This is a genomic window from Psychromonas arctica DSM 14288, from assembly GCF_000482725.1.
In the GTDB taxonomy this organism is placed as follows: Bacteria; Pseudomonadota; Gammaproteobacteria; order Enterobacterales; family Psychromonadaceae; genus Psychromonas; species Psychromonas arctica.
This window is the reverse complement of record NZ_AXWP01000048.1, coordinates 39,372-59,130: the sequence shown is the minus strand read 5'-3', so window position 1 is coordinate 59,130 and position 19,759 is coordinate 39,372. Positions and strand designations below refer to the sequence as shown.

Annotated in this window: 12 protein-coding genes and 2 pseudogenes; 8 read left to right on the top strand and 6 right to left on the bottom strand. The window is 38.7% G+C overall.

Going from position 1 to position 19,759, the window contains the following annotated elements:
* A pseudogene (locus H592_RS24195) lies at window positions 1-280 on the top strand (ISKra4 family transposase); the annotation flags it as partial.
* A 41-nt stretch (window positions 281-321) separates the two neighbouring features.
* Window positions 322-1,803: pseudogene (locus H592_RS21735) on the top strand (putative bifunctional diguanylate cyclase/phosphodiesterase); the annotation flags it as partial.
* A gap of 282 nt (window positions 1,804-2,085) precedes the next feature.
* Here the strand turns inward: H592_RS21735 and H592_RS23235 are convergent.
* Window positions 2,086-4,104, bottom strand: a complete 2,019-nt coding sequence (locus H592_RS23235) for a methyl-accepting chemotaxis protein (protein ID WP_051369072.1) — start codon at window positions 4,102-4,104, stop codon at window positions 2,086-2,088.
* A gap of 851 nt (window positions 4,105-4,955) precedes the next feature.
* On the opposite strand from H592_RS23235, the gene H592_RS0107450 reads away from it, so the two are divergent.
* From H592_RS0107450 to acuI, 4 genes are all read left to right on the top strand, one after another.
* On the top strand, window positions 4,956-6,635 hold the full coding sequence (locus tag H592_RS0107450; RefSeq protein WP_084296224.1) for a methyl-accepting chemotaxis protein: 1,680 nt from the start codon (window positions 4,956-4,958) through the stop codon (window positions 6,633-6,635).
* Between the two features lie 368 nt (window positions 6,636-7,003).
* Entirely contained in the window at window positions 7,004-8,332 is a 1,329-nt protein-coding gene (locus tag H592_RS0107445; protein WP_028868221.1) for an anaerobic C4-dicarboxylate transporter, read from the top strand.
* A gap of 130 nt (window positions 8,333-8,462) precedes the next feature.
* Window positions 8,463-9,095, top strand: coding sequence for an acrylate utilization transcriptional regulator AcuR (acuR, locus tag H592_RS0107440; RefSeq protein ID WP_028868220.1), 633 nt, complete (start codon window positions 8,463-8,465; stop codon window positions 9,093-9,095).
* A gap of 172 nt (window positions 9,096-9,267) precedes the next feature.
* Window positions 9,268-10,251 carry an acrylyl-CoA reductase (NADPH) gene (acuI, locus tag H592_RS0107435; RefSeq protein WP_028868219.1) on the top strand — a complete coding sequence of 328 codons (984 nt, stop codon included), beginning with the start codon at window positions 9,268-9,270 and terminating at the stop codon, window positions 10,249-10,251.
* Between the two features lie 162 nt (window positions 10,252-10,413).
* Here acuI and H592_RS0107430 read toward each other — a convergent pair whose 3' ends face one another.
* Together H592_RS0107430 and H592_RS0107425 are read right to left on the bottom strand one after the other, a co-directional pair.
* Window positions 10,414-11,193: an SDR family NAD(P)-dependent oxidoreductase gene (locus H592_RS0107430; protein WP_037071234.1), complete on the bottom strand. Its 780-nt coding sequence runs from the start codon at window positions 11,191-11,193 to the stop codon at window positions 10,414-10,416.
* 484 nt (window positions 11,194-11,677) lie between these two features.
* Entirely contained in the window at window positions 11,678-13,048 is a 1,371-nt protein-coding gene (locus H592_RS0107425) for an aminotransferase family protein (protein WP_156916087.1), read from the bottom strand.
* Between the two features lie 234 nt (window positions 13,049-13,282).
* Here H592_RS0107425 and H592_RS0107420 point away from each other — a divergent pair, with 234 nt between their 5' ends.
* Window positions 13,283-14,020: a sulfite exporter TauE/SafE family protein gene (locus H592_RS0107420; RefSeq protein WP_051369071.1), complete on the top strand. Its 738-nt coding sequence runs from the start codon at window positions 13,283-13,285 to the stop codon at window positions 14,018-14,020.
* Window positions 14,021-14,929: 909 nt separating this feature from the next.
* On the opposite strand, the gene H592_RS0107415 is transcribed toward H592_RS0107420, so the two are convergent.
* From H592_RS0107415 to tauA, 3 genes are all read right to left on the bottom strand, one after another.
* Window positions 14,930-15,916, bottom strand: a complete 987-nt coding sequence (locus tag H592_RS0107415) for an ABC transporter permease subunit (RefSeq protein WP_084296223.1) — start codon at window positions 15,914-15,916, stop codon at window positions 14,930-14,932.
* A 9-nt stretch (window positions 15,917-15,925) separates the two neighbouring features.
* Window positions 15,926-16,765: a taurine ABC transporter ATP-binding protein gene (locus H592_RS0107410; protein ID WP_028868214.1), complete on the bottom strand. Its 840-nt coding sequence runs from the start codon at window positions 16,763-16,765 to the stop codon at window positions 15,926-15,928.
* A gap of 93 nt (window positions 16,766-16,858) precedes the next feature.
* Complete coding sequence (tauA, locus tag H592_RS0107405; protein ID WP_028868213.1) at window positions 16,859-17,866, bottom strand: taurine ABC transporter substrate-binding protein; 1,008 nt, start codon at window positions 17,864-17,866, stop codon at window positions 16,859-16,861.
* Between the two features lie 315 nt (window positions 17,867-18,181).
* Between tauA and pdxR the strand changes: the two genes are divergently transcribed.
* Window positions 18,182-19,702, top strand: a complete 1,521-nt coding sequence (gene pdxR, locus H592_RS0107400) for a MocR-like pyridoxine biosynthesis transcription factor PdxR (protein WP_028868212.1) — start codon at window positions 18,182-18,184, stop codon at window positions 19,700-19,702.
* Window positions 19,703-19,759 lie beyond the last annotated feature (57 nt).

Sequence of the window (19,759 nt, the reverse complement as noted above, 5' to 3'; positions counted from 1 at the left end):
CAAGCGCGATAATATTAATAAATGTGCAGATTACCTACTCAAAAACAAGCTTCGTTTACAATATGGAGAAGCATTAAAAAAAGGCTACCCTATCGCGAGCGGCGTCATTGAAGGGGCTTGCCGACACCTTATAAATGACAGGTTAGATATTACAGGTGCCCGTTGGAGTTTAAAGGGAGCAGAAGCAATATTGAAATTACGGTCATTAAAATCAAGTGGTGACTTTAATGACTATTGGGTTTTCCACAAAAAGCAATCGAGGCAAAGGATCTATGGATAGCTGTTTTATTGAAAAAAGCGTCGATTCAAAGGAACTACACCCAATTACATTTTAATAGAGCATTGCAACAGGAAGGGGAAGCTAGCTTTGAGTATGAATTAGCGATGCCTTACGGCATGGTTTACTTTGAAGCGAGAATAAGCCACCTACCGGACAATAAGCAAATTTTAGGTATTGTGCGCGACATTACTGAACGACATAAATCTTCAGAAATCATTCGCCAACATGCTTACTTCGATACGCTGACTTTATTACCCAACCGCTTTTTAGCACTGGATCGTTTATCACAAATGCTCAATGAGGCAGAACGAAATAATGAATGTGCAGCGGTATTCTTTATTGATTTAGATGACTTCAAAAAAGTAAACGATTCATTAGGCCATGAAGTGGGCGATAAACTATTAATCGCCGCTGCAAATAGATTAAACAGTGCGATACGTAAAGAAGATACCGTAGGCCGTTTAGGCGGTGACGAATTTATTGTACTGATACGCGATATAAAGTCCGACCATGATGCTTCAATTATTGCAGATGCATTATTAAATATTTTTAGAGAACCTCTGCGCATTGATGGGCGAGAACTGATCCTAACCTTAAGTATTGGTATCTCGATGTACCCGCAAAATGGCGATAACGCCTCGGAGTTATTACGTAATTCAGATATAGCGATGTACCAAGCTAAAGCCTTAGGGCGTAATGCTTATTCATTTTTTACTAAAGAAATGAACGTCACTATGTTGAGACGCTTTGAAATTGAAGAGCAAATGCATGGTGCATTAGAACGTAATGAGTTTGAAGTTTATTATCAGCCTTTACTAGATGTGAAGACAAAAAAAATTATTGGAGCAGAGGCCTTATTACGTTGGCATAACCATTCACTAGGTCATATAACCCCGGACGAGTTTATCCCTATTGCAGAACATACGGGCTTAATTATCCCTATTGGGCAATTTGTTATTCAGCAAGCACTGAGCTTTTTAACTTACTGGCAGCAGGTTACACAAAACAAGTACGTCATGGCAGTTAATTTATCCCCTAGCCAATTCAGGGATAAAGAGTTATTTAATTTCGTTAAAAATATACTGCGTGATGAAAACCTCACAGCAAACAGCTTAGAGCTTGAAATCACTGAAGGTGTGTTAATGACCGGCCAATCTTATATTGCAGAGACGTTAATGCAATTTGACCTATTGGGCGTGAAGTTATCAATGGATGATTTTGGTACTGGTTACTCTTCATTGAGTTACTTACGCCAATATGCTTTTGATGTGTTAAAAATAGATCGAAGTTTTATCAATGGCATCACGCTCAATGATGAAGACAGAAATTTAGTGAAAGCAGCCATCGCAATGGCACATAGTTTAGGCTTGGCAGTTGTTGCTGAAGGTGTAGAGATGCATGGACAATTACTACTTTTAGAAGAGCTAGGTTGCGATTTTGCACAGGGTTTTTATTTCAGCAAACCGGTTCCTGCAGAGCAATTTATTACGCTATCGAAAAACTATAAGTTAGATGAGCCATAAGTGATTAATCAGCGAAACCAATCTTAACCGTACACAAAAAATAAACTTTTTAGATACTAAATATTAAGACCAACTCATTTATTAATATAATGAGCTGGTCTTAATTTTATGAGGTAGTTTTAATGTTATGAGTCAGTTTTAATGTTATGAGTCAGTTTTAATGTTATGAGTCAGTTTTAATGTTATGAGTCAGTTTTAATGTTATGAGTCAGTTTTATTGTTATGAGACCGCTTTATACTTTTTAAACCATATTTTAGAGGCTACATATTTTAAATAATGGACTAAGACTTTTGATCATCACTCAGTTTAAATTGCGCCACCAATAAACTTTGTTCATTAGATAACTCGTTCAATGAGACACTGCTTTTAGCCGCATTTTCAGCACCTAGCGCAATGTCATTGGCCATATCCGCAATATTAACAATATTTTGCGCGACCTCTTTAACCACGGTACTTTGTTCCTCTGAAGCCGTTGCAATCGAGGTACTCATATCATTAATCGTATTCAGACTAAGCAACATTTCTTTTAATGAAGTACTGGTTGCCAGTGTTTGATTCACCGAGCGATCTGCATATTCGAGATTACTTTCTACGATACTTACCGCTTCGCTGGCTTTACTCTGTAAACTATCAATCATTTGATTAATTTCAGTCGCAGAGTGTTGAGTACGCGTCGCAAGAGAGCGTACTTCATCGGCAACAACAGCAAATCCTCTGCCATGCTCACCGGCACGAGCCGCTTCGATTGCAGCATTTAACGCAAGCAGGTTAGTCTGCTCCGCAATCCCCTGAATAACATTAAGCACCTCTCCAATCTGTATCGACTCTGAAGATAGTTGTTGAATAACATGGGAAGCATTGTCCAGAGAAGATTTTAAACTATTAATGAATTCAAGGTTTACATTCATATTCTCCATATTTTCTTCTGCTTGCTGAGTTACTTTAGTGACTTCATTACTGGTGTTTGAAGCATGTGATGCCACTTCATAAACGGCTGCTTCAAGTTCAGTCACTGCCGTAGAAACAATATCTGTCTGTGCGCCCTGCGCAGAAACATTTTGGTTGGTTTGCTCACTCATGGCTAAACTTTCTGCCGCGACCGCATTGATCGTGGTCGCCCCTGATTGCACTTTGTAAATGAGCTTACCTTGTTTATCGATCAAGGCATTTATATTGTTCGCCACTAGCCCCATTTCAGAATGGTATTGAGTATTAATGTTTTCAGTTAAATCCCCTTCAGAAAGACGATTCAATGCTTTAATAATATCGGCAAGTGGTTTACGAATTGCACGCACCACCGTTGTTGCAATTGTTAAAGCGATAATAATCGAGATAAAAGCTAATACTAGATTGAGAGTAAGTGAACGATTAAAAGCTTCTTCTGCATCTGACAAAGCATTACCAGAAAGAATGCGGATCCCTCCAGAAAGACTATTCAACTGTTCGCTTACTTGATCCATGTTCTGTGCATTTTCTTCAAATATTAAATGACTTTTTTCATTATATTTAATGAAGATACGTTGTTGTTGAAACAAACCAAGTGGCTTTGTGATTGCACGTTCAAGCTCACCATTGTAATAATTAATATCAGCCGCATAATCAGGCATATCACTGATCACAGTAGTAATTTGCTCTTTAAACGCTTGATAGTATTGCAATAGATCTTTTTCAAATCGTTGTGCAGATTCATTCGTCGCCAGCGCCAATGAACGCTGTAGAACTTTAATCGCTTTAGATGACAGGCTAACGGCTCCTTTAATACTTTCAACGGTAAAAATCTGTCCATTTTCTTCTGCGGTTAATGCAATATTCGCAATGTCTTCCTCAAAGAAATCCCAGGTATCGTTCAAATTACCACTCTCAGACAACGTCTTTTTTCTCGCCGTAATACGGCTATCGTGTAAATCTAAATGAGCTTCCGCATTTGCAAACAATTGCTGTGCAGAAATATCAGCTTGTTGTGTAGAAGCTAATATTTCTGGATAGTCTGCTAAATCAACTTGTAAAGATGCCAGCAGCGCAATGTATTTATCTTTTGCTGCAAAATATTTGTCTCGTAATACTTTTCTTTTTTCCGGAGTCTGAGTATTTGCATGTTCCATTAATGCTCGATTAGCATCTTGTAGGTTAAGTAGTACGGTGTTTGATTTATCCAGTAAACTGGTCAAGGTCGATGAGGTTAACTCTAATTGTTGTGCCATTTTTACTTGAGATAGATAAGCAGAACCAGAGATAGTGATCACCAGAGCAATAATAATCGAAAATCCAATGATGATCCTCTGAGTAAGTGAAATATGCATAAATAAACCTTGTTTAGTAGAAATAACATCAACATAGTAGCTAACTCAAACGTTGATGAAGTTGTAATAACTAATAGAATATTACTGACCAACAAATTAATTTGTTGCAATTAAGAGTCTCAATGTTAATTATTAACGATTAATACTCTCATTTGGATAAGGTGCTTGTTCAAACCTAGTTAACGTGACTTTTATTGCTCATTATTATTGTTCGGTAATATTGCTCAGTATGGCACCTAACTACTGAGTATTTACTGCGCATTAACAGTGCCTTTTTTACAGTCAAAGCAGTTTAAATAACCCAATAAAATCAGAGTTTACCCGCCACCAATTTGTAATACTTATAAACCTAAAAAATATCCATTATCATCATAGTACAAGGTTTCCATAAGGCTAATTTATTTAAAAGAATTACAAAAAAATGAGTAAATACTATTATTTCTTTAACTTAATTGCTCTTCTATTCGTATTTTCAGTCTGTTAGCAGATCATCACATCGGTGACTTTATGACTCATCTCCATTCATGCTTTAGTATTATTAAATAAGCGTAATTTCTTTCATTTAAATAAGAGAAATAACAAAAATATTGAATGTTTTTATACTTAAATTTCTACAACAAAAATCATTTCCCGATATTTATCAGTGAGTGCTAATGAGGCATAAAAGCACAATGTAGCCTCTATATAATGCTCAACACCAAATAAAAGATAAAAACCACATAAATACTGTCCTTTTATTTGCAATTTCGAGCAAATTTACTAATTTTTATACGACGATTAAAAACATACTCCTTTAGAGTTAACGAATTGTAATTAACTTGCTGTAATTTTTATTGTGAATAGCTGCATCTATGACAACAAAAATTAACGTAATACGTTGTAACACGATTAACCCAAATGACAGACAAACAGTGAGAACCACGATGATGATAAGAAAAAAGATGTACCTGGCTTTGTTTTGTTTAATGACAGTTCTACTTATTCAATCCGCGTACATGATCTATCAGAGTAGCCGTATCCATGAAACGTCTATCAAAATAGCTAATACCATCGAGCCTATTTTGTTTAAAAACTATGAATTAAAGATAGCCGTGATTCAAGTTCAACAATGGGTCACTGATATTAGTGCAACAAGAGCTCTCGATGGATTAAACGATGGTATTGAAGTTGCGGGTGAAAACTACGACATTGCGGTCAATCTACTTAATGAGTTAAGTGTGTTAGATACCGCTAACTCAGACTTCTACACACAAATGCTACCCACGCTTGAGAACTACTTTAATACCGGTAAGTTAATGGCAAATGCTTATATTGATGAAGGCCCAGAAGGTGGTAATAAAATCATGCCGATGTTTGATGATGCTGCAGCGGCGATCACTGATCAAGTTGAACAAGTGATGACGCTCTCCAGAGAACGTTCATTACAAAACCTCTCCAAACAGACTGATGATGCATCGGCAATTGAAACAATTGTGTATTCTTTTTCTGTTTTATTTTTATTAGCGTTAGTTGCTTTATATTTCTTAACTAGCAAAGGTTTATTAAAACCACTTGATGCGATGATGAAGATGGCCAATGACCTTGCGCACGGTGAAGGAGATTTAACGAAAAGATTAAATGAGTCTAATAAAGATGAGCTTGGCATTACCTCTCATCATATTAATAGTTTCATTACAAAAACACAGGCCGTCATTAAAACAGTCAGTGTCACTATTAAAGACCTCAGTGAAACGTCTGACTTATTACAAGATTCAGCTCAAAAAACCAAACATGATATGGCGGCACAACTTAAGGAAACAGAACAGACAGCAAGTGCAATGAATGAACTCACCGTATCTTCTAAAGAAGTTGCTCAATATACCGTTGATGCTTCTAATGAAACAACAGTGGTTAATGAACATATCGAAAGCGGCATGAACATTTGTAATTCTGCGACGATACAAATGGCTGAACTATCTGAAAAAATGACCTCTGCCCAACAAGTTGTTAAACGTTTAGGTGATGACAGTGCCAATATTGGTGCGATGTTAGAAGTGATTGTTGCCATTTCTCAACAAACAAACTTATTAGCACTCAATGCCGCGATTGAAGCAGCACGAGCAGGTGAAAAAGGGCGTGGTTTTGCCGTTGTTGCTGACGAAGTACGTTCATTAGCAGGTCGCTCTCAAGCGTCTACGCAGGATATTCAAAACATCGTTAATCGCTTACGAGAGAATGTAGAAGAAGTTGTCACCGTGTTTGCTGTGAGCCGAGATAACGCGAATCAATCACACAGTAAAGTTGAAGCATTAACACATTCATTAAGTGTTATTGCAGAGAATGTGAAAAATATTAGCCAAATGAATGAGCAAATTGCCACTGCTACTGCAGAGCAAAACCAAGTGGTGTCAGAGGTAGAACGCAGTATTGTTAATATTTCTAGCGTGTCTAATTCCAATGCAGTGAATATTGAATCGGTCAGCAGCACCGGGAAAACACTAAAAAATAATGTACTTGATCTAAATAAATTAGTGAGTCAATTTAAGTACTAATATATTGATTCTTAAGCCATCGTTAGCGTGAAGTTTACTTTACGCTAACGTTTATTATTTGTTGTTTGTTAAGAGCAAAAATTAACACATATTATTGAAAACCCATCCCCTCATCAACACCAATGATTACTAATCATTGCCAACCAACTCAAGGATAATCAAGCATTTGTGTTTTTTGTTAAATTTAAATTAACTCAAACCACGGTCACAGTTTCATATATTGGTTTTATTATCTAAATCATTGTTATTCCATATCAACTAGTCTGCAAATAATATTTCCTTCCACTCAATATAGGAAATAGCGCAATTTGAGGCTTTCACTAATAAGCTAATCTCCCTCTATAAATAGTGATTAAAGGGGTGGAATAATGCTGTATTTCGAATTTATATTTTTATTGTTTGTGTTGTATGTAGGATCTCGGTTTGGTGGGATTGGCTTAGGTGTAGTATCCGGTATCGGTTTAGTGGTTGAGGTGTTTGTGTTCAAAATGCCGCCGACTTCGCCTCCTGTCACCGTGATGTTAATCATATTAGCCGTTGTCACCTGTGCATCGATTTTAGAAGCGGCTGGTGGTTTAAAATATATGCTGCAAATTGCTGAGCGTATTTTAAGAAACAACCCTAAACGTGTCACACTCATTGCCCCTTTTGTGACTTATGCAATGACCTTTTTATTAGGTACAGGGCATGCGGTTTATTCGATCATGCCGATCATTGGAGATGTTGCACTTAAAAATGGCATTCGCCCTGAACGCCCCATGGCGGCGGCCTCCGTTGCCTCGCAAATTGGTATTACTGCTTCGCCCTTGTCGGCGGCAGTGGTCTATTATTTAGCGCAACTCGTCGATATTGATGCATCCATCACGCTACTATCTATTTTAATGGTTACCGTTCCGTCTACTTTATTTGGCACCTTGATGTTAGCACTTTACAGTCTTCGTCGCGGTAAAGAGTTAGAAGACGATCCTGATTACCAAGCACGTTTAAAAGATCCTATTTGGCGTGAAAAAATAGAAAATACAACATCAACTTCTTTAGATGAAATCCTACCGACTAAAGCCCGTAATGCGGTGTTTATCTTCTTAGGTGCCATTGCTTCTATTGTGTTAATCGCCATGCTGCCAGAAATTAGAACTATCACAGAGGGATCTGCGCCAATCAAAATGTCAGTCGTGATCCAGATGATGATGCTAGCCTTTGGTGGGGTTATTTTATTAGCGACAAAAACCGACCCACGTGATGTCCCTAATGGCGTTGTTTTTAAATCGGGTATGGTCGCAGCCATTGCTATTTTTGGTATTGCCTGGATGTCTGATACCTATTTCCAATATGCAATGCCACAATTTAAAGCTGGTATAGTGGATATGGTAACGCTACATCCTTGGACATTTGCATTATCACTATTCATTGTCTCGGTGGTTGTTAATTCTCAAGCGGCAACCGCTCGAATGATGTTACCCGTAGGGCTAGCACTCGGCTTAGAACCGGCTTTAGTGATTGGTTTAATGCCGGCCGTTTATGGTTATTTCTTTATTCCTAATTACCCATCAGATATTGCAACGGTCAACTTTGATAGCTCTGGCACAACTAAAATAGGTAAGTATTACTTTAACCATTCATTTATGTCCGTGGGTTTGATTGGTGTTGTATCGGCTTGTCTTGTTGGTTATGTATTAGGGCAAATAGTCATTGGTTAAAAATCTAATTAATGACCCAGATCATCATGGGTCATTAATTTTAAGGCAGAATAAGCGAAAATATTGATTACCTGGACGTTCAATAATAAAGTGATTGCAATTAATTAGACGATCGGTCTATTATATTAAAATGACATCATTAATTATAAAACCACGCCGTGGTAGACCCCCAAAAGTATCACGAGAAAATCGCGATACTAAAGCGGAATTGATCCGCAGTGGTCTTGAACAACTAACTGAAAGTGGTTTTGCAGCTTCTGGTATCGACCTGATTTTAAAAAAAGTCGGCGTACCCAAAGGTTCTTTTTACCATTACTTTGCCAGCAAAGAAGTGTTTGGGTTGGCAGTGATTGAGAGCTATGCAAACTATTTTGCTAATAAACTCGATACTTATTTATTAGATCAGGCTTATCCACCATTAACACGGATAAGTCATTTTGTTGAAAATGCTAAGTCAGGGCTTGCACGTCATCACTTTACCCGTGGATGTTTAGTTGGAAACTTAGGCCAAGAAGTGCATTTACTGCCTGAAAGTTTTAGACAAGTGTTGATCGATATTTTTCTGTCTTGGCAACAACGTATCAGTGATTGTTTTAAACTGGCACAAGCCGGTGGCGACTTATCAAAAACAGCAGATTGCGAGCAATTAGCTGAATGTTTTTGGGTTGGTTGGGAAGGCGCAGTAAGCCGAACACGCTTAGTACAAAGTGCCGAGCCACTTGATAACTATTTCAAACATTTTATGGCTAGTTTACCTCGATAATATTCAGCAATGAAGTCGCTGCGAGCAATCGATAAAGCATCAATAAGTGATTCACACTTAAACAAATAAAATGAGCACATAAGTTAAGCAATAGATTAGCGATATAACCAATCAACCAATCTATATGAAAAAATTTAATTATTAATAGACGATCGGTCTAAAGGGGAAAAATATGTTTAAAGGTATTTTAATCGAAAAAGACGAACAAGGTTACAGAGCTGCAGTTAAGAGTATCGACGAAAGTGTATTACCGGAAGGTGATGTCACGATTAAAGTCGCTTACAGCACCTTAAACTATAAAGATGCATTAGCAATCACAGGCAAAGGCCCGGTTGTGCGAAGCTTCCCTATGGTGCCGGGTATTGATTTAGTTGGTACTGTTGAACAAAGTGACAGTGACAAGTTTAAAGTTGGCGACCAAGTTCTGTTAAATGGTTTCGGTGTTGGTGAAACACATTGTGGTGGCTTGGCAGAAACAGCACGTTTAAAAAGCGAATGGTTAATTCCATTACCAAATGCTTTCTCTGCTCGTCAAGCAATGTCGATTGGTACCGCGGGTTATACAGCGATGTTGTGTGTGATTGCTTTAGAAAAACACGGCATTACCCCCGATAAAGGCGATATATTGGTAACCGGTGCAAATGGCGGTGTCGGTAGTTTTGCGATCAGTATTTTAGCCAAATTAGGTTACACCGTTGTTGCGTCAACAGGGCGAGTTGATCAAGCGGAGTATTTGAAAAAATTAGGCGCAACGGAAGTCATTGACCGTGCAACATTATCAGAGCCAGGCCGTCCTTTAGCGAAAGAACGTTGGGCAGCTGCAATTGACTCAACGGGTAGTCATACGTTAGCGAATATCTGTGCAAGCTTGAAATATGGCGGTGTCGTCGCTGCTTGTGGTTTAGCTCAGGGCATGGATTTAACAACAACGGTTATGCCATTTATTCTACGCGGCGTGACGTTAGCGGGTATCGATAGTGTGATGCGTCCAACTCAAGATAGAGTGGAAGCCTGGGAACGTCTTGCGACTATTTTAGAAGCAGATGTATTTGATGATATCGCCAAAGAAATCAGCTTAGAACAAGCAATTGATACCGCTGAACAATTGATTTCAGGAAAAGTACGCGGTCGAGTGGTTGTTAAGATCGCTGAATAATACCAACGGCGCCAAGTAAATAAGTAAAATAACGCTAGTTAAATAAAAAAATAGCCCGCTTAATATTCTATTAAGCGGGCTATTTTTTTGCCATCTCACACAAAATACCAATCACGTGCTTAATGTAATTGGTAGTAGGAATTGATAATTAACATTTAATGCTTACTGTTTAACGACTTTAAAGTTATCCCAAGCCTGAGAAGTGGGCATCACTTCTAAGCTATTAATATTGATATGTGCAGGTTGCTCAGCAATCCAAAATATAATATTGGCGATATCTTCAGGTTGTATTGCACTCGCTCCTTTATAGATTTGGTCATACTTTTCTTGGTCGCCTTTAAAGCGCACTAAACTAAATTCACTCTCAGCTAATCCCGGCTCTAGACTGGTCACTCTGACTCCCGTCCCGGCAAAATCACTGCGTAAATTTCTAGAAAATTGCGCAACAAATGCTTTACTCGCACCATACACATGGCTACCAGGATAAGCCCAGTTAGCAGCAACACTGGCTAAATTAATAATACTTGCACACGTTTGCGCACGTAAAATAGGTAATAAACTATGCGTCACATTCACTAGGCCTGTGACGTTAGTATCAATCATGGTATGCCAATCGGACAATGAGGCTTTATCGGCAGGTTCAGCGCCTAATGCAAGGCCTGCATTGTTAACTAAAATACCGATTTGTTTAAAATTTTCAGGTAAGTGAGTTGCAAACTCTGTCACCGCTTCACTATCTCGTACATCTAATACTGAATAAAATACTTCAGTCAACGCTGATAATTCGGCACTCAGTGTTTTTAAGCGTTCTTCTCTGCGACCAGTGATAATTAAGGGATAACCATGTTGAGCAAATTTTTTAGCAGTAGCTAACCCAAATCCCGAAGTTGCACCTGTAATTAAGACGACCGGATGTTGTTGTGCTTGGTTTTGTTCTGTCATTTCACATTCCTTTAAAAAAACGTAATACCGTCATTATTGATGAATACTTCACCAATACTAATAGAAAACTCTCTGCACTTCATATGCATTTACGATGTATTTATGATCTATTTCCATCAACGCTAAATATTGACCGTTAGTGAACTCTCTATTAGCTTTAAAGAGTATGACTGCCGATGATAATAGTGATAGAGCCAGAACGACATTTTTGTAGTCTCAATACCAGACTCACCCACTAACCTATTCAACTTAAAGCGACTTACCCTCTCACCCGGCGCTTCTGTAGTCGTGCGTGTTGAAAATAGTGTATGAAAGAGCACGTTAAAAATAGTTTAAAAGTGAAACTAAAATAGTCAACAAAAAGGCTGACTCAAGAGGTAAGAGATAAATGGGTGCCGTTGATTTTCCCGAGATAATAAAAGCTCTTCCACAATCGCTATAAGGAAGAGCTTAACAATGAGAAATAACCACTGACAAAGTGAATTTACACAGTAATTTCTGAGAATACGCTATCTAACGTCTCAATAATAAAGTCCGCTTCTTGATGGTTAATGGTCAACACAGGACATAAACACAAAGTATTATTTAAGTATTTAAAAGAGCGATTGGTACGCCCTATAATCAAACCTTTTTGCATACACATTGCAGCGACTTTGATGGCTACCGCCTCCGCGACAGGTGTTTTGCTTTCACGATCACTCACCAGCTCAAGACCTAATAACAGCCCTTTACCGCGCACATCACCAATAATGGCATGCTTTTGTTGTAACACTTGCAGCTGTTCAAACAAATAATCGCCCATCACCGCACTATTGGTCACCAACCCTTCTCGCTCTAGTATTGCTAGATTTGCTAGCGCAGCAGCTGGTCCAGCCGTACAGCCTGCATAGGTACTGACATCACGAAAGTATGCTTCTCTGTCAGATCCATCAGCTAAGAATTCATCAAATAATGCTTCAGTGGTGACAACACATGAAATGGCTGCATAACTCGATGCGACACCTTTTGCTAGCGTCACAATGTCAGGTTTAATGCCGTAGTGTTGATAACCAAACCATTTACCGGTTCTCCCCATGCCGCACACCACTTCATCCATGTGTACTAAAACATTATATTTTTTACAAATGTCCATCACTGCTGGCCAATAACCTTCAGGTGGCGTGATCACCCCGCCGCCTGCGGTAATGGTTTCAAAAACAACCGCCCCCACTGTGTCAGGGCCTTCACGTAAAATAACTTTTTCTAATTCTTTTGCCGCTAAAATACCGTAATCTTTAACTTCACCAAATTGACTTCTGTATTCACAGCAGTGCGGGAACTCCACAAAACCAGGAACAAATGGGCCGTAGTGTAAACGACGCTCCTCTTGCCCAGTTGCACTTAATGTTGCGATGGTTGTGCCATGGTAATCTCGTTCGCGGTACAGGATTTTATTCTTTTTGCCGCCGTATTTTTGTTGAGAAATCTGACGCACAATTTTGAAGGCTTTTTCGTTAGCTTCAGAACCTGAACTTGCGTAATAAACGCGACTCATTCCAGGCATTTTTTCTAATAATTTTTCAGCGAACTCTGCGCTTGGTTGGTTACCCGCCGTACTTGCAAAAAAGTTAAGCTTAACTATTTGCTCGCGCACCGCATCAGCAATTTCAGTGCGACCATAACCAACATTGACACACCAAACACCACCAGAAGAAGCATCCAAATAACTGTTGCCTTTAGCATCCCAAATACGTGAACCCTCTCCCTTCACCATAATCATTGGATCTTGGCTTTTTAATACACTGTGTTGGCTCAGATGGTGCCAAACATGGTTACGATCTTTTTCGATTAGCTCTGCTGTTTGTGAGTCCATCATGTTCTTCTCCTGCGTTAAGTATCCATTTCCGATGACCCACACTAACTTACAAATTGGCTTGTTCTTTAGCGCCAGCCATTTTATTCGATAGAGCCAGCGGTTATTTTTAAAGGCTTGTTGCCATAAATAAATTAGCTGGTTAAGTGGAACCACAATTGCTGACCTTTGGCTCTATCGATTGCGGATTAATATTGTAATAGTGTGGCCAATATTCACTAAGGCTAAGGAAGATCCGTGGAACAAATTTGGTATGTATTGCCTATCATCATCTTTGCCGCTGTAGTGCGAGGATATAGTGGATTTGGTTTTGCAGTGATTGCAGTGGTGGGCTTAAATTTGTTTTTTAAACCACAACAAAGTGTTGCTATTGTATTGTCGTTGGATCTTATTTGTAGTCTGAATTTATGGCGACAAGCCGTTAAACAAGCACATTTCCCTGCGCTAAAAAAACTAGTTCTAGGCTCTATCTTAGGCATTCCTATTGGTTATAGCTTTTTGCTTTTAATTCCAGAAGATACCCTTAAACTTTTAATTTGTTTAGGTATTTTAATGTTAGCTGCTTTGCTATTTTCAAGTTATAGGCCCTTCAATGCAGAGAAAAATAGTACTAAATTAGGTTTTGGTTTAGCGTCTGGAGCAGGTACGGCGAGTGCATCGATTGGCGGACCAATGATTGTGTATTATATGTTATCGAGTAATTTAACAACGAGCAGCCAACGAGCGACGATGATCTTATTTTTTATTGCCAGTGAAGCATTCGCAGTGATCGCTCTTATTAGTGGAGGGTTAGTTGATGACACTTTACCTAAAGCCTTATTAATACTGACTATTCCAACGTTGTTAGCGGTCTATTATGGACAATATCTGTTTAACCGAAAACCTCCTCAGTCATTAAAAAGCTTTGCTCTGCCTATTATGGTAGTTGTGTCTTTATTGGGTATCGCAAACTCAACTCATACTTTATTAACATAAGCCTTTCACTACATCTATCAGGGCGAATTTTTACTCAAAGTGTCGCCCTTTTTATCCCCTTCTTAGCTTAGGCTTTAACTTCATTAACCTAGCTCTCTACTAACCTTTTCACCATTAACCGGTCTGTACTATTCATAAATCAAGCTAATCAACTATCCTACATATTAGACCATTGTTATTTGTTACCTCGTTGCAGGGTTACTTTTATTTACTTAATAAACGTGACATGTTTCTAATGCTGTAAATTGATAAATTAAGCCTTTTTTCAACACCAACATTAACTAGTAAACACAATCAATAACGGCAAATCAGCCTCAAATAAGTGCTATAAGAACTAAAGTTAATGAGTTGTCGGCAGTTGGTTAGGTAACTAGGTCGGTAGGTAAGTAAGTAAGAAAGTCATAGATAAATAGGTAAATAGGCAAATAGGTAAATAGATAAATGAGATAGGTTTATTGATGGCAGGATCTATATAGGGGTGAAAATGCTTATGCTTGCTTATTTCAGTGAGCGTTAAATGTTCCGCCATTTAAGCTTATATAAAAAGCATAACGTAATATAAGATCCTGTAAAGAAATAGCAAAGGTCTTTGTGACCTTATTAGCATCTGTAAATCATGTCTGCGCTTGTACTTTATCAATATTTTGTATGATCATCTGTGAGTAGAGGGTTGGCAATTAAATAGAGCAGACAGAAACAGATAGATAATCAGTGAGCTCGCCAATACCTATGGCGACAGCTTTTACCTTTATAGTTTAAGGCAGCAACGAAGATCTTAGTGTGGTCAACATCGACTTCACTTCATAACAGAAATAAGAAAGCCCACTAAATCTAATAGCGGGCTTTCTGTGTCTAAACATCTACATGTTAACAGCTAAATATGAAGCCATTTATTAACTAAATATAGGTTTAATTATAACCCTTCCAAGGAATCAATTTAGCTTCTAAGTAACGCATCAAGAGGTCAAAACAATAAGCAATAATACCAATCACAATGATCCCGGCAATCACCACATCAGTCACTAAAAACTCAGAGGCATTAAGTACCATAAAACCAATACCACGTTCTGCAGCAACCATTTCAGCGGCGACTAACGTTGTCCAACCAAAGCCTATTGCGATACGCATGCCTGTCATAATATCTGGCATTGCACCTCGAGCAATAACCTGTGTAATCACTTGCCAAGGTGTTGCTCCCATTGAGTAAGCCACTTGAATTTGCTCAATACGCACTGACGTCACACCAGCACGAGCACTTAATACAATCGGCGATAACATCGCGAGAAAAATCAACGTTACTTTACTTGATTCATCAATGCCTAACCAAATGATAATCAACGGTAGGTAAGCTAATGGAGGAAGTGGGCGGTAGAATTCAATTAAAGGATCAAAAATACCACGGAAAACTCGGTTACAGCCAATGGTAATCCCCAATGGAATACCGATTAAACAGGCAAGTATAAAGGCACCAAAAATACGCACCAAACTTGCATTCAAATGCTCAACTAATGTTGCCCCTGCAAAACCATCAACAGTAATATCAATTAAACGCTGTACCACGTCCAAAGGCGAAGGTAAAAAGATAGGCTTAATAAAGCCACCTTCCGTGGCAATAGCCCAAACAGCGATAAAAAACATAGTTGAACAAACACCAATTAAACGGCTATCTCCGGCACCAGGCGTACCGAAGTATTCGCCACTTTGCACTGCGCTTGGTGCAGTCATTTTCTTAATTTTAAGTTGGATTTTATCTAACAATGAAATCGATGCGGCTGCGCTTTCTCGTTCTTCTTTACTATCTACCATTTGTGCTTCAGCAACAGGTTTATTAGTCACTACTTTTTTCTTGGATAAGCGAGTTGAGCTTGCATCCATTGATTTAGTCATACTGGTCATAATAGTTCCTTAGGCTACTGCTAATTCGTCGCCATGAATGATTGCTAATACTTGTTCACGCATTGCTATAAATTCAGGGCTAGATTTAACTTGCCTTGCATCCCTGCAATCTAAAAATTGTTGATTAAAGTTTAAGTCGAATTGATGTGTGATACGGCCAGGTCGTGGTGACATCACGACTAATCGAGTTGCCAATAACAAGGCTTCATCAACACTATGGGTAATAAAGAACATCATCTTATTGGTTTTACGCCACACGTCTAACAGCAACTCTTGTAATGATTCACGTGTTAATGCATCAAGAGCCCCCAGAGGCTCATCCAATAACAACATTTTAGGGTCATTAGTTAATGCGCGAGCAATCCCTACACGTTGCTGCATACCACCTGAAAGTTGATAAACCTTATGTTGATGGAAGTCTTCTAAGCCCACTAATTTCAAATATTCTGCGGCACGTTCACGGCGCGTTTGTTTATCTACACCCTGTAGCTTTAAACCAAATTCAGTATTTTCGATGACATTTAACCAAGGTAGTAACGCATGTTTTTGAAATACAACACCGCGATCAGCGTCTGGTCCTGTCACTTCATCACCAATATCTTTGCCACATAATACTCTTGGGTAACCTTTGACTTTGCTACTACCTAAGGTCAAGTAACCTTTACTTGGGGAAATAAAACCAGCAATCAGGTTCAGTAATGTTGTTTTGCCACAACCTGAGGCCCCCAAAGCAACCACTAAATCGCCTTGTTCCATGGTTAAATTAACATCTGATAGGGCAGTAACTGACTCACCACCGTCTGAGCCTGGATAGACAACTGATACTTCACAAACTTTCAATGTGTTCATTACAACGCTCCTAGATAGCTTTGCTTAGTTAAATGGGTAATTGGGTAATAGTTAATTGGGTAATATTTAATTGGATAATAGGTAATTGACGAGTTATAGCTTGGATGCAGCTAATGCGTATTCTGGATTAACAAACACACTGTAATCAGGCATTAATTCGTTAATTTTGTTTTCTTTTTTCAAGAATTCTGAGGTTGATTTTAATGATTTAACTGCGCCACCATCAATACCACAACCCAACCAGCTACATGATAGTTGTTGAGTAAAGGTAGGGAATTCATAAAGCGCTAATACACTTGCAACTTGGTTAATGTCACCGCCAGATATTTTTGCGATAGATTTGGCGATCGGATGTGATGCATCAAAAGTCTCTTTGCTGCTACGGTATTGTTGGTCAAGGTCACCGGCTATCTTCAGAATTTTAGCCATAAATTCTGCATTTTCTTTACCGAATTCTTTATCAACCACTAAACCATCAAAGGTAGGTTTGCCCCATGAACTTAGGGTTTTCGACGTGATCAGTACATGCCCATCTTTTTTAATCTTGCCTAACACAGGATCCCAGACAAACGCGCCATCAATATCACCACGTTGCCATGCTGCATTAATCGTATTAGGTTGCATATTAGTAAGTTTTACGTCTTTATCAGATAGTCCAAATTGCTCTAAAGCAAACAGTGCATGAAAGTGTGTTGTTGATACAAACGGGACAGCAATACGCTTACCTTTTAAATCAGAGGGTGCAGTAATACCACTATCGTTACGCACCACTAATGCTTCTGCATCCGCTATGTTTTCTAAAATCCAAACTAATTCAATGTTGATACCACGACTTACTGCGGCAGCAATTGGGCTAGAGCCTGCAGAAGCAATATCAATTGAACCAGAAGCCATTGCGGTGATCACTTTTGCACCCGAGTCAAAACGTCTCCATTTCACGTTATAACCCGTTTCTTTCTCAATTAACTTCTCGTTAATCGCATGTTTCCAAGGGTTATTCATGCCCATATAACCAATCGTGACGTCTTTTGCACTCACTGTTGATGCAAAAAATAGCGCGGCCATAGCTGTCATTAACTTTATTGATTTACACTTTCTCATCTTAAAATTCCTTATTTAACTGATGCTGTTGATGTGACGTTGGTTTCGTTATTTAAACTACGCGGTGCAAAAAATAAGATACAGAGCCAGTTTTTGAAATTCGTGGTCCACGATTATTCACTTGATTATCTGGTTCTGTTTTTACGCTCTTTTTCAGCTCTCATACTCACGCGTTTTTTCAGCACCTTTTGAATAGCCTCTTTACAAAAAAATTGGCTCAAAAATTGCGTTTATACATAGAAAGCAAACAGAAAAATTGCTAAACGCATACAAACCTATAAACAAAATTCGCTCCAACTTTTAAGCAGGTGCCATATGGTTGATTTTTTAATGAATATTGAGCTGCATCAAAACAGCACTTATCAACAACAGATCCGTGAAAAATTAGTCGAGCTAATCGAGCAAGACGCCTTTGGTGACAAGGCATTACCCTCTGGCAGAAAAATGGCGCAGTTATTAAAAGTATCTAGAAATACAGTAGTACTGGTGTATGAAAGTTTAGTGGATGAAGGGTTCCTGATTGCACGTAAACGCAGTGGATTCTTCGTGCACCCTGACTTACTTATGGTGCAGCGACTCCCCAATACGGTGCAACAAACTACAATCTCAGACTCAAAAAATCGTAATCAACCCAATTGGTCCAAACGTTTACAAAAACAACCTAGTCAGTTATCAACTCTTAATAAAGATGAAAACTGGCTAAAATACCCTTACCCTTTTATTTATGGTCATATCGACGTTAATGAATTTCCACTTTATCAATGGCGCGAATGTTCACGAATTGCAGAGAGTAAAGGTAAGTTACATGAGTGGGTTGAAGGCTATATCGATATGGATGACCCACAGCTAGTGTCGCAGATCCGCCAACAAATTTTATCAAAACGAGGGATCAGCGCAAAAACCGATGAAATATTGATCACCTTAGGTACTCAAAATTCTCTGTTTTTATTAACCAGTTTATTAGCCGATCAGTCCGTCACTTTTGGTGTAGAAAACCCAGGGTATGCAAATTTACGACATGTTATTTCATTATGTGACAGCCCAGTTAAAGCCTTGGATGTTGATGATCAAGGTTTACAAGTCGGCGAGCAACTTAGCCATTGTGACTATGTCTGCGTAACACCAAGCCATCAATATCCCACCACTGTCACCATGACCATTGAGCGTCGTAAAGCCTTGTTGGAACAAGCTTCTAAAGATGATTTTATTGTGATTGAAGATGATTACGAAAGTGAAGTTAACTTTATAGAAAAACCTTTACCGGCTTTAAAAAGTTTCGATCAAGATGGTCGCGTTATATATACTGGTAGTTTATCTAAGTCACTGAGTCCGGGTATACGCATTGGTTATATGGTGGCGGATAGTTCATTAATTACTGAGTTACGCAAGTTACGTACTTTGCATTACCGTCACCCACCATCAAACAACCAACGTATTACCGCGTTATTTATCAGCCAAGGTTATTATGACAGCCATGTGCGACGTATGCGCCGTACCTATGAACAGAAGTGGTTACAGATGCAACAAGGTATTGAACAGCATTTATTAAATTGTGAAATATACTCCACACCCGGTAGCTTCTGCTTCTGGATAGCGCTTCCCACCAGCATAACTAGCCACAAATTACGCGAAGCAGCTGCACTACAAGGTATTTTAATTGAATCAGGCGATACTTTATTTATGCAGCAAGACGCTCCAAAAAACTATATAAGGCTCGGGTTTTCCGCCATCAATATTGACAAAATATCACAAGGGTTAGCAATACTTGGTGGCCTGATCGCACAATTAGAACGTAAAGCACTTAACCATAAAACCGCTGATATCTGTTGTAGCTGATAGTTGGTAAAATTGTTGAAAGCAAATGCTTAAAACAAAGACAAAGCTTAAATCGCA

Excerpts from the sequence above, each read along its gene's own strand:
- pdxR (WP_028868212.1), top strand. The coding sequence starts at position 18,182 with ATGGTTGATTTTTTAATGAATATTGAGCTGCATCAAAACAGCACTTAT.
- tauA (WP_028868213.1), bottom strand. The coding sequence starts at position 17,866 with ATGAGAAAGTGTAAATCAATAAAGTTAATGACAGCTATGGCCGCGCTA.
- H592_RS0107415 (WP_084296223.1), bottom strand. The coding sequence starts at position 15,916 with ATGACCAGTATGACTAAATCAATGGATGCAAGCTCAACTCGCTTATCC.
- acuI (WP_028868219.1), top strand. The coding sequence starts at position 9,268 with ATGTTTAAAGGTATTTTAATCGAAAAAGACGAACAAGGTTACAGAGCT.
- H592_RS0107445 (WP_028868221.1), top strand. The coding sequence starts at position 7,004 with ATGCTGTATTTCGAATTTATATTTTTATTGTTTGTGTTGTATGTAGGA.
- H592_RS0107410 (WP_028868214.1), bottom strand. The coding sequence starts at position 16,765 with ATGAACACATTGAAAGTTTGTGAAGTATCAGTTGTCTATCCAGGCTCA.
- H592_RS0107425 (WP_156916087.1), bottom strand. The coding sequence starts at position 13,048 with ATGATGGACTCACAAACAGCAGAGCTAATCGAAAAAGATCGTAACCAT.
- acuR (WP_028868220.1), top strand. The coding sequence starts at position 8,463 with ATGACATCATTAATTATAAAACCACGCCGTGGTAGACCCCCAAAAGTA.
- H592_RS23235 (WP_051369072.1), bottom strand. The coding sequence starts at position 4,104 with ATGCATATTTCACTTACTCAGAGGATCATCATTGGATTTTCGATTATT.
- H592_RS0107430 (WP_037071234.1), bottom strand. The coding sequence starts at position 11,193 with ATGACAGAACAAAACCAAGCACAACAACATCCGGTCGTCTTAATTACA.
- H592_RS0107450 (WP_084296224.1), top strand. The coding sequence starts at position 4,956 with ATGACAACAAAAATTAACGTAATACGTTGTAACACGATTAACCCAAAT.